Source organism: Vibrio sp. ER1A, from assembly GCF_000733315.1.
Lineage (GTDB): Bacteria > Pseudomonadota > Gammaproteobacteria > Enterobacterales > Vibrionaceae > Vibrio > Vibrio mediterranei.
Window position 1 is genome coordinate 1 of sequence record NZ_JPJA01000017.1, and the last position, 10,437, is coordinate 10,437.

The 10,437-nt window shown below is 42.3% G+C and carries 10 protein-coding genes; 2 read left to right on the plus strand and 8 right to left on the minus strand.

All coding sequences use genetic code 11. The annotated features are described in order from the left end of the window. The 7 genes from HW45_RS02910 to HW45_RS02940 all read right to left on the minus strand — a co-directional run. On the minus strand, nucleotides 1–464 hold a 464-nt coding region (locus HW45_RS02910), incomplete at its 3' end, for a tripartite tricarboxylate transporter permease (RefSeq protein ID WP_038224591.1). Between the two features lie 37 nt (nucleotides 465–501). Continuing rightward, nucleotides 502–912, minus strand: a complete 411-nt coding sequence (locus HW45_RS02915) for a tripartite tricarboxylate transporter TctB family protein (RefSeq protein ID WP_038224593.1) — start codon at nucleotides 910–912, stop codon at nucleotides 502–504. An 85-nt stretch (nucleotides 913–997) separates the two neighbouring features. Next, complete coding sequence (locus HW45_RS02920; protein WP_038224594.1) at nucleotides 998–2,035, minus strand: ABC transporter substrate-binding protein; 1,038 nt, start codon at nucleotides 2,033–2,035, stop codon at nucleotides 998–1,000. 32 nt (nucleotides 2,036–2,067) lie between these two features. After that, complete coding sequence (garD, locus tag HW45_RS02925) at nucleotides 2,068–3,621, minus strand: galactarate dehydratase (protein ID WP_038224596.1); 1,554 nt, start codon at nucleotides 3,619–3,621, stop codon at nucleotides 2,068–2,070. Between the two features lie 31 nt (nucleotides 3,622–3,652). Beyond that, nucleotides 3,653–4,984, minus strand: coding sequence for an enolase C-terminal domain-like protein (locus HW45_RS02930; protein WP_038224598.1), 1,332 nt, complete (start codon nucleotides 4,982–4,984; stop codon nucleotides 3,653–3,655). Nucleotides 4,985–5,042: 58 nt separating this feature from the next. After that, nucleotides 5,043–5,924, minus strand: coding sequence for a 2-hydroxy-3-oxopropionate reductase (gene garR, locus HW45_RS02935; RefSeq protein ID WP_038224600.1), 882 nt, complete (start codon nucleotides 5,922–5,924; stop codon nucleotides 5,043–5,045). A gap of 5 nt (nucleotides 5,925–5,929) precedes the next feature. Beyond that, a complete protein-coding gene (locus HW45_RS02940) occupies nucleotides 5,930–6,697 on the minus strand; it encodes an aldolase/citrate lyase family protein (RefSeq protein ID WP_038224601.1) in 768 nt (255 codons plus the stop codon). A 302-nt stretch (nucleotides 6,698–6,999) separates the two neighbouring features. Between HW45_RS02940 and HW45_RS02945 the strand changes: the two genes are divergently transcribed. Further along, nucleotides 7,000–8,007, plus strand: a complete 1,008-nt coding sequence (locus HW45_RS02945; RefSeq protein ID WP_038224603.1) for a LacI family DNA-binding transcriptional regulator — start codon at nucleotides 7,000–7,002, stop codon at nucleotides 8,005–8,007. A gap of 927 nt (nucleotides 8,008–8,934) precedes the next feature. Here HW45_RS02945 and HW45_RS02950 read toward each other — a convergent pair. Beyond that, a complete protein-coding gene (locus HW45_RS02950; RefSeq protein WP_038224605.1) occupies nucleotides 8,935–9,825 on the minus strand; it encodes a PhzF family phenazine biosynthesis protein in 891 nt (296 codons plus the stop codon). Between the two features lie 93 nt (nucleotides 9,826–9,918). Between HW45_RS02950 and HW45_RS02955 the strand changes: the two genes are divergently transcribed. Further along, nucleotides 9,919–10,437: LysR family transcriptional regulator (locus HW45_RS02955; protein ID WP_038224607.1), on the plus strand; the 519-nt coding region annotated here is incomplete at its 3' end.

Sequence of the window (10,437 nt, forward strand, 5' to 3'; positions counted from 1 at the left end):
CGATTTCGGCAACAAAGCCCCGTCAACGCTAAGAAAATGAGCAAGAATTTTTCTACATTAGAAAATTTTATTGCGAAGTCAGCCAAAAATGGCGCAAAGAAATAGAGAATTACAGCACTGAATAGACCACCAAATAATGAAGATGCAACTGCTATTTTTAGTGCTTTCTCTGGCTGTCCTTGCTGCGCCAATGGATAGCCATCAAAAGTCGTCGTTATAGACGATGGTGTCCCAGGGATTTTTAATAAAATAGCAGGAACTAAGCCTCCTGAAATACCACCAACATATAAACCTAGTAGAAGCGCCAAGCCATCTGTTAGACCAAGAGAATAGGTAAGAGGAAGACAGACAGCAACAGCTAGAGTTGCTGTCATGCCGGGAATTGCTCCAAACACAATCCCAATGAGCACACCCAATGAGCTAAGTGCAAACATACTCAATGAAAGATGGGATAAAATATCCATAAATAATCCTTTTACTTGATAGAGTGCTACTCGAATATCAAGGAAGTGTGATGTTAAATAGCTGTCCTAAAACTAACCATGCAGTTATTGGAGATACCACTGCATTTATAGCGATGAATACGACTTGTTTCTTAGTTAGTGTATCTTCTACTAAAAATGGGATCAGGAACATCAGTGGTATAGTCAAGATTAAAAAAGCATAGCCTGTATTCGGAAACAGCTCACCTAGGGACTCCATACCCAAAATATAAGCACCTATTAGACCAACAAAAATATAAGCTTTTACATTATCCTTATTGATAATCTGGTGAAGTGAAAATGATCTTAATCTGCACCAAATATCTTCTCTTCGTTGAATTAAAATTATTGCACCAACAAACAACAAGCTGATAATAATTATTCTTGGAAAGAATAGATGCGAGCTGTCGAAATCAATACTGACTTGCATAATTATATGATCTCTTACTAATTTGAAATCTCTGCCTCAATAGCCCGCAACAAGTCATTGCGGGCTAGACCTTACGAATTACGTTTTATTCCGTAATATTTTCAAGTATCTCTTTGTACTTGTCATTTTTCTGATGAAGGTGTTGATACGCCAACTTAGACTCCCTGAAGTTAGGAACAAAGAATGCTTTCTCTAACTTAGGCTGAATAAGACCTTCTTCGTAGATCTCTTTAAGTGCTTGGTCGATGTACTCGATCTTATCTTTAGGCATATTCTTGTTGTATAAGAAAAAGAACTCTTTATCGAAAGTGAAGTTGGACTGAGCATCCATCGGAACCATTACGCTAGGCTCAGCGTAGGAGTCCACTTCTTCTTTACTCAGCTTACCAAAGCCGTTTTTGTTGGCGATCGCTAGCGTTTCTTTCGCAGAAGTTAACCATACAAACTTCATCGCTTTCTGATCTGACTCCGGTAGACGAGAGAACTGTTCGTTCGCAGTCAAACTGCCTTGAATCATATCAGCGAGACCATCAAACAACTGTTGGTTCTTGTCTGACTGAGAACCGGTATTTACAGGGATGAAATTTGATTCCTTACCAGGATACTTAAGCTTAATTGCATTCTTGATAGCACTGAAGCCAATTTCGGAAACGCCACCTGGTTGAATAGCAACACGAATCGTTTCACCATTACCTACTGCATCAATAACTTCATCTAAATTGTTGTAGGGAGAGTTCTTAGGGACTAAGTATGCGTTTGCAGGGTTAATCGCAAATGTAGGGCCAATAATGAACTCATCAAAAATGTCAAAGTAGCCGCGTTTACCATATAGGTTGCCCAGATACGATTGATCGTGGAAAATCATGATGGTGCTTCCATTACGCATACGTTTCAGTGTACTGAATGCCGCGCTTGAACCAACTGCATCAACTTTCACGTTTGTATCCAGTTTTTCCGCTAGTGCTTCTGAAATAATCGACGAAGCCTGATAGGTGTCACCACCTGTTGATTTTGAACCGATGACTACACGGATATTACCGAAATTTGGCTTTTCGACTGCCATGGCAACCATAGGTAATGCCATCAAAGATAGTGTAATTGCGTTTTTAATGATGCTCTTCATAAGAACCTCTGTTTCAAGTTATTAAATAATATTTACGTTATTGGCGCAGGGTTAAATACCGCCAGTTGGTTGTATAATCCCCACTTATCTGAATAAGTTTGTTTTTCACCGCTCGCTACAGCCATGATGTGATGAAATATCTCCCACCCCATGTCTTCTAGGCTCGATTCACCAGTTGCAACCGTTCCGCAATTTATGTCAATCAAGTCATGCCAGCGCTTGGCTATTGAGTCTCGAGTGCTCAATTTTATTACTGGCACTGCTTTAAGCCCGTACGGAGTGCCACGGCCTGTGGTAAAAAGCTGAACCGTTATGCCTGAAGCAACCTGTTGTGTTCCGCACACGAAGTCACTTGCTGGTGTCGCCGCAAAAATCAAACCTTTTTGTGTTGGTCTTTGCCCTGGTGAGAGAACTTCGTTGATGACTGATGTACCTGATTTCGCTATCGAGCCTAGTGCTTTCTCAACAACGTTTGATAGGCCGCCCTTTTTGTTCCCAGGTGATGGATTTTCTCGGCGATCTGTTTCACCTAGGCTCAGATAGTTATCGTACCACTCCATCTCTTGCAGTAATCGCTTGCCGACCTCTTCGTCGCTGCATCTAGGGCCCAAAAGGTGCACACCATCTCTAACTTCTGTAACTTCTGAGAACATGACAGTGGCACCACATCGCACCAAAAGATCCGCTGCGTAGCCAATAGAGGGGTTAGCGGTCACTCCTGAAAAAGCATCACTACCACCGCACTGTAGGCCAACAACCAAGTCTGCTACAGGGCACTCTTCTCGCTCCTTCTTGTTAAGCTTCGCCAAGTGCCTTTCTGCCGTTTCCATGATGTTACGAACCATCGATTGAAAACCAATATGATTTTCACTTTGAAGTGAAATAACATCTGTTTCTTCAACACCGATGTCCGATAGCCCTTCTTCAGTTCCTGCAAGCAACATCTCTGGTTGGAGCTTTTCACATCCAAGTCCCACAACCATCACTTCCCCACCAAAATTGGGGTTCAGTGAGATATTATGTATCGTACGAATAGGAATAACTGACGTTGGTGCGTTGATAGCTACACCGCATCCATACAGATGGTTAAGTGCAACCACCCCGTCAACATTTGGGTACTTATGAAGCAGTTCCTTCTCAATAAGGTCAACAACGTAATCTACAACTCCAGATACGCAATGCACACTGGTTGTAATGCCTAACAGGTTCTTAGTGCCCACGCTACCATCTGCATTTCTGTAGCCCTTGAAGGTGTAGCCATCTATTGCCGGTTGGTTAGGTCGGCTTCTTGTCGCGAGAGGTATGTCTGCTAATGCCGGAGGATTTGGAAGTTCGACGAGCGATTCTGAGATCCAACCACCGCTCACAATATCTTGTTTTGCGTAACCAATGACCTCACCATATCGGACAATATCATCTCCCTTTTTTAGGTCCACAAGAGAGACTTTATGCCCTTCTGGAACATGTTCTTGCAAAGTGATGCTGTCACTAAATGCAGTGCCTTTTGGTAAGCCACCAGCATTGACAACAATAGCAACGTTATCTTCAGAGTGGACCTTGATATAACGTGGAATTAGCTCCTTCATCTCAAATACCTATTACTAAAACTGTGCTACGTTAATCACGAATCATGCAGGGTTTCTTAGGATCAAAAGTCCAGTTCTTTATCAAGTACTGCATACCAATGGAGTCATCCCGCGAGCCTAAACAATATTCGTTGTAGAGTTTGTTCGCTTCTTTCACTTTCTCCATATCAAGTTCAATACCTAGACCAGGCTTGCTGGGCACTTCCACTAGGCCATTGACGATCTCAAAAGGAGATTTCGTCAAACCTTGATTTCCCTCTTGCCAGATCCAATGAGTATCAATCGCGGTAATCTCTCCAGGTGCAGCAGCTGCAACATGGGTAAACATAGCTAGAGAAATGTCGAAATGATTGTTTGAGTGCGATCCCCATGTATAACCAAATTCATAGCACATCTGAGCGACTCGAACCGATCCTTCCATCGTCCAAAAATGTGGATCGGCTAGTGGGATATCAACAGATTGTAAACTTAGGGCATGGTTCATTTGACGCCAGTCAGTTGCAATCATATTCGTGGCTGTCGGAAGGCCTGTTCTGCGGCGAAATTCAGCCATAACTTCTCGGCCTGATAAGCCACCTTCTTCACCACATGGGTCTTCCATGTACGCAACCACATTTCTCAACACTTTACCGATGCGGACAGACTCTTCTAGTGACCAAGCACCATTCGGGTCAAGTGTGACTCTTGCATCTGGAAAGCGTTCTTTAATTGCCGTTACTGCCTTGGCTTCGTCATCAGCACTCAGCACTCCACCTTTTAACTTAAAGTCATTAAAGCCATATTTGTCGTGAGCTGCTTTAGCCAATTGAGCAATGCTTTCTGGTGTCATTGCTTCTTTATGACGGATTCTATACCATTCACAATCTTCAGAATCCTGATCTTGGTACGGTAAGTCCGTCAGCTCTTTGTCACCAATGAAGAACAAATATCCCAACATCTCGACTTGATCACGTTGCTGTCCATCTCCAAGTAGAGACGCAACATTTACACCTAGATGTTTACCAAGCAGATCTAATAGGGCTGCTTCAACAGCAGTGACGACGTGTACCGTTGTTCTCAAGTCAAACGTCTGCTTACCACGACCCTCTGAGTCTCTACTACGAAATGTTTTAGTTATGGCTGTTTTAATGTTTTTGTACTCAGCAATCGGTCTATCAATGATTAGGTTTACCGATTCTTCGAGCGTTTGGCGTATTTTTTCACCGCCAGGAACCTCACCAACACCTTGATTACCACTTTCATCAGTAATAATGACAATATTGCGAGTAAAGAAAGGTGCATGTGCACCACTTAAGTTAAGCAGTATGCTATCGCGACCTGCGACAGGAATTACTTCAACTTTTATAACCTTAGGAGATGTCATTAGGAATACCCTATTTTTTCTAACATGATGTTTTCTTACTAAGTTATCCAGGATTGATCTACTTAATCTCAATACCAGTTAACTTCTCGTAGTACAATGCAAGGGCGTTGTGGTCGCATTGACCATGACCATCATTTCGTAAACATTGCATCATTTCCATAACCTGAGCGGTTAATGGCAACTGTGAACCAACACCATGAGAGGTTTCTAAGGCATTCATCAGATCTTTGATGTGCAAATCAATCCTAAAGCCGGGTTTAAAGTCTCGATTGAGGACCATTGGAGCTTTTGCGTCGAGTACAGTTGAGCCAGCCAAACCACCACGGATCGCCTGATATACAGCTTGAGGATCCACATTCGCCTTTTTGGCTAGAGCAAATGCCTCACTCATTGCTGCGATATTAAGAGCAACGATCACTTGATTCGCGAGCTTGGTTACGTTGCCAGCGCCAATCTCACCCACATAGGTAACAGAGCTAGCCATGGGTTGAATCACTGATTGAACTTCTTCAAAAACAGACTTTTCCCCACCAACCATGACAGCTAGCGTACCTTCAACCGCCTTAGGCTCTCCACCAGAAACTGGGGCGTCTAAATACCTCACGCCTTTCTCAGCCAATCCTTCATGGATCTCACGGGCAGCAAGGGGGGCAATTGAGCTCATATCAATGACTACAGTGCCTTCCTGAGCTGTTTCAATCACTCCACCCTCACCCAAAAGCGCAGCTTTTACATGTGGACTATTAGGGAGCATGGTAATAATCACCTGACATGCCTCACCAATTGCTCGGGAAGAGTCTGCCGAGGTAGCCCCAGCCTCGACTAGTTCTGAGACTGATGACTTATTGAAATCGTAAACCGTTAGTTCATATCCCGCCTTGAGAAGATTTTTCGCCATAGGCTTACCCATGATGCCAAGCCCAATAAATCCAATGTTCATGCTCTTTACTCCATAAATTTGTTTTTTAGTTCAACAGTAGCGTTTTTTAATAGCCCGATATCGCTACCAACTGCGACAAAGTTAGCGCCACACTCTAGATAAAAGCGCGCGTCATCATTATTTGGCGCTAAAATACCGACCGATTTGTTCGCTGCACTTGCCGCGTTAAACACATGTTCAATCGCTCTCTGGACTTCTTCTGCTTTCGCATTGCCAAGGTAGCCATATGACGCCGCTAAGTCTGATGGCCCAATAAAGACTGCATCCACACCATCGACATCTAAAATATCTTTGATGTTTTCAACGCCTTCTCGGTCTTCGATTTGAACAACCACCGTAATATTGTCATTGATTTCAGACTGATAATTCTCTTCAAAACCCCAGTTGTTGCTTCGATGAGCTACGCTGACACCTCGAACACCTTGGGTAGGGTACCTGGTGTACGACACAGCTTGTTCGGCTTGCTCGCGAGTTGCCACAAACGGGACGAGAAAGTTGTAAAATCCGATATCAAGTAGACGTTTGATTTCAACCTTGTCGTTCCAAGTAGGGCGAACAAATGGAAAAGAGTGACTATCTTTTAACGCCATCAGTTGCGGTATCAAAGTGCCTAAATCGTTTGATGCATGCTCACAATCAATCAACAACCAATCAAAGCCTACTTGGCCAATTAGCTCAGTAGAGAGGTGGTTGGTTAGCCCGCACCAACAGCCGATTAGTCGCACTCGTTCTCTCAACGCGATCTTGGCTTTGTTTGGAAATACTTTCTTCATATTTAATCCTATATAGGAAGTCGCCGTCGGAAACTGCGACACAATCACAAAATGTTAGCGCAATCATTTATAACCATTTACTGTTCTCTTTGTAATCTAAAATTGATTAAAACATTGCCAAAATCACAGTAGTAACAAGTTATAAAGACAGATAGATGATCTTTATCACTATTTTAGAAAATTTCAGATATTTATGTTAAGGCTATCATTTCATGATCTAGTGCAACTTAATGCGCTATTTTGCTTGCTCAAAATGGAGAAATGATTAGGCTAAATGATTCGGAATCTGCCTATTGATAGAGATGAACGAAAAAAACAAAACCAAATCTCCAACTCTTGCTGATGTTGCTCGTGTAGCAGGGCTTTCTGCTATGACGGTAAGCCGGACCCTTAACAATCCATCAATGGTCAAAAGCGCAACGTTGAAGAAAGTGCAACAAGCAATTGAGTGCACGGGATACATACAAAACAAAATGGCAGGAAGCTTAGCTTCCAATAAGAGCAATTTAGTAGCGATTGTTGTACCGCAGATCAACAACGGTATGTTCGTTGAAACAATTGAGGCAATTAGCAACACCATTACTAAACGTGGGTATCATGTACTCCTCAGTGTCGCAGGCTTCGAGCAGGATAATGAAGCAGATATCGTGTCTAACCTACTTACCCGGCGACCAGATGGAATCGTCCTAACCGGTGTGCATCACAATAATAAGCTCAAGAAGCTACTGTTAAACTCTCAGATTCCAGTTGTAGAGATATGGGATTCGACACCAACACCAATTGATATGTTAGTTGGACTTTCACATGATGCGATTGGTGAAGAAATAGGTCGCTTGATTTCCAAAAGAAAACCAAAAAAAGTGGGTTTGATTTGGACTAAAGATGAGCGAGCTTTAAAGCGTAAAAACGGTATCTTAAAGGTACTCGAGCGAGAATCTATCTCCTATAACACTTCTTACGTCCCTGTACCTGCAAGCTTGATGTCGGGCCGAGAAGGTCTCGATAAACTTCTGAGCCAGCATCAAGATATTGATACCGTTGCATGCTCTACGGATACACTAGCCCAAGGTTGCATCACTGAAGCTAGACGGAGGGGGCTCAGGGTCCCTGAAGACCTTTCAGTAATCGGTTTTGGGGACCTCGACATCGCGTCGTCAAACATCCCATCGATAACCACCATAAACATTGACAGAAAAGGCATGGGTATAAAGGCAGCCACTTTATTAGCGGACAGAATTGAAAATATTGAGGTTACTGAAACTGTTGTTGATTTAGAATTCTCAGTGATATTTAGAGAATCGTTTTTTTGATTTAGCTGAGTATTCAAAGAAAGCTCTGTCCAAAAATGTAACAAGACAAAAGAACGCGGTTTTTTCTCGCTGATGACCAAGTCATTTTTCGATAACAATGCCATGTATATTGGTCGTAGCCGCGTTCCAATGCCTTCGCAGTTTTGAACATTCATTTACTCCCTTACCTGTGGGGAACGGTATCGTGTTTGATTAACAATAAAGCACTGCATACAAAAGACTTGGGCAATTACTTAGTTTCTATAGAAGAGAAGGTCTAAGAACGAGATGTCTTCAGTACAGTGGCCTTATCAGATTGAGCATACTAGCCAACCGAACCAGTGGCTGCTAGCCAGTGACATTACTTCCGCTATCATGAGCAAAATGATACTCCTTTTGTGAACCTTCATTGACGATCAAGCTTTGTCTCACAAAGACAACTTAACGGGACACAACCGGTACCTACATTGTGAATGCCGATTAGCTCACCTAGTTCATTTATACGGTAAACAAAAAGCCGTCCAATCCTTGTATCAATTGAACGCAATTGGCCAAGATTCGTTATTCTTATCTACACGACAAGAATGCATGACTTGAATGGACTTATCCATGTCCTTGTCATTGGCGATATGACCAATAATAGGTTGTTATCAGCCTCAAACGTAAAACTCTATTAGATTAGGAGCCTTATTTCCTTTTTCAATAAGCCGTTCGTCAAACAAAGTCGTACAATTTACCAACTTCGCTTTTATGAAAATGGAATATCGGGGTTGAGTGCATACAAAATATATACTGATCAGCAAAGCAGAGCTTATAGCTAACCTACGACCTGTTTTGCTTCTCTCGATTGTTGGATTTTGATATTCTTTTCATCTTGAACAAACGCAAATCAGGCTGATGGAATGGTCTTTTGTCATGGTAACTCCTTTGACTGACAACTTTCGCCAATTATAGCCTTATATCTAGTTCTTTCATTACCTTGCCATACCCGCCCGCCATCAAACCAGTTATTCTTTGCTTGTGTAAACTTAGAGCGACGCAGATCAAACTTGGTGATTTAGGTGTCATATACGCTCCTTGCTCAATTGTAATTTCTGAAAAGCGCTGTCCAAGATAGTCGTATAAATAGCAGGCAAGAGGACCCGCAGCCATGCCCGTAGCTGATTCTTCATCAATTGCAAATCTAGGCGCAAACATTCTCGTGGTAGCGGCAATACTTTTTTCTGTATGCTGTTGAGTGAAGGCGTAGAAGCCTATCAAATCTAACTTGTTGCTAATATCTTCAATCAAGTCCAAGTTAGGTTTTAGCTTGGCTAAGGTGCTGCAGTTTTTAATTGGAATAATAACGAAGCTATTTCCGGTATTGACCTTTATAATCGGAGCTCCCTCTATTAATTCTGAACTAGAAAGGTTAAGTGCCTTCAAAACCTCTGCTTTCTCCACTGAGGCTTCAGACCACTGGTTCGGTTCGCTATAGATGGGAGCAACCTGTTCCATATAAGCCATGCCTTTCTGGATGAGAATCTTTCGAGAGCCATCGACCGTTTCTTTACTCGCGGCACCTTCTTGAAGTAGCCCTTTCTCGGCCAAATACGAAAACGTTGCAATGGTGGCATGACCACAATGAGCGATACGTTGGTTCGGTGTGAAAAAATCAAGTTTGTATGTATCACTATGAGAGGAACTCACGAATGCGGTTTCAGATAATCCGATTTTCTGTGCAATCTTCAGCATTTGTTCTTCAGAGTATTGGTCCGCATTCAGTACGACTCCTGCGGGGTTACCACCGTTTCCATCTTTAGTAAAACCATTGATAATCTGTGCTTTAATATGGGTCATAATGTATCTCCTATCCAGTTTTATTTACCTTTCGCTGGTTATGTTAGGAAAGGTAAACTAGGATATCTACTCATGAATACATGAGGATATTTCATGAATCGACAAGAAGATAAGTTAATAAATAAACTGAGCAATGCTGCACCACTATTAGCAGCTATCAGTGAGGAACTGAGTTTTACTCGCGCTGCAGAAAAATTGAATGTTCAACAATCAGCAGTCAGTCATCGTATCAGAGTATTAGAACAAGCCCTGGGATATACTCTATTTGAACGAACGACTAGAACTCTAAAATTGACAGTGGCAGGCAAGATAATATGTGGTGCAGCGTCTAATTCTTTAGACATTTGGCCACAGGCGTTGCAGAAACTTCGAAATATGCATACTGAAAAGGAGTTACGCCTCTCCACATCTTCATCTTTAGCCTTGAAGTGGCTAATCCCTTGTTTAAATAACCGAAATACATCGGATTTTGACATTACATTACACGTTAGTGACACACTGAATAATTTTGAGTTGGGTAATATCGATGTAGCGATTAGGTTTGGTACAGGTCCATACCCAGGATTGTATGCAAAACGTTTAAGTCGCTGCCAGGCTTTGTTGCCGAATTCA

Bases quoted from the DNA above. Each gene is read 5' to 3' on its own strand.
- HW45_RS02915 (WP_038224593.1), bottom strand. From the start codon at position 912: ATGCAAGTCAGTATTGATTTCGACAGCTCGCATCTATTCTTTCCAAGA.
- HW45_RS02920 (WP_038224594.1), bottom strand. From the start codon at position 2,035: ATGAAGAGCATCATTAAAAACGCAATTACACTATCTTTGATGGCATTA.
- garD (WP_038224596.1), bottom strand. From the start codon at position 3,621: ATGAAGGAGCTAATTCCACGTTATATCAAGGTCCACTCTGAAGATAAC.
- HW45_RS02930 (WP_038224598.1), bottom strand. From the start codon at position 4,984: ATGACATCTCCTAAGGTTATAAAAGTTGAAGTAATTCCTGTCGCAGGT.
- garR (WP_038224600.1), bottom strand. From the start codon at position 5,924: ATGAACATTGGATTTATTGGGCTTGGCATCATGGGTAAGCCTATGGCG.
- HW45_RS02940 (WP_038224601.1), bottom strand. From the start codon at position 6,697: ATGAAGAAAGTATTTCCAAACAAAGCCAAGATCGCGTTGAGAGAACGA.
- HW45_RS02945 (WP_038224603.1), top strand. From the start codon at position 7,000: ATGAACGAAAAAAACAAAACCAAATCTCCAACTCTTGCTGATGTTGCT.
- HW45_RS02950 (WP_038224605.1), bottom strand. From the start codon at position 9,825: ATGACCCATATTAAAGCACAGATTATCAATGGTTTTACTAAAGATGGA.